Annotated in this window: 1 protein-coding gene; it reads right to left on the bottom strand. The window is 40.7% G+C overall.

Annotated features, from left to right (window positions below):
- Positions 1-263: hypothetical protein (locus AAEY78_RS13015; RefSeq protein ID WP_352339733.1), on the bottom strand; the 263-nt coding region annotated here is incomplete at its 3' end.
- Positions 264-275: the final 12 nt, after the last annotated feature.

A 275-nucleotide genomic window follows, 5' to 3' on the forward strand; every position in this document is an offset into this window, starting at 1 on the left:
GTGCTAACTTCTTCAAGTAATGCTTCGCGCTTTGGTGCTGCAGCATATTTTTGCCAATCTTTGGCGTCAGCTAGCTGCGCTTCTAAATCGGTTTTTAAGCTTACAAGTGGTTGCTGATACTGCTCAGTTAAGGTATTAAATAACTCTTCAAAGCCTTTAAACACACCAAATGCAACGTTAAAACGACCTTCTTCTATTAGGCGCTTTACATCACGGGCTTTGCGTTTAGCTTGGCTTTGATTTTTTTCAAGCGGTTTTATCAACTCGTTCATTGG

The sequence above is a fragment of the Psychrobacter sp. 16-MNA-CIBAN-0192 genome, assembly GCF_040309565.1.
In the GTDB taxonomy this organism is placed as follows: domain Bacteria; phylum Pseudomonadota; class Gammaproteobacteria; order Pseudomonadales; family Moraxellaceae; genus Psychrobacter.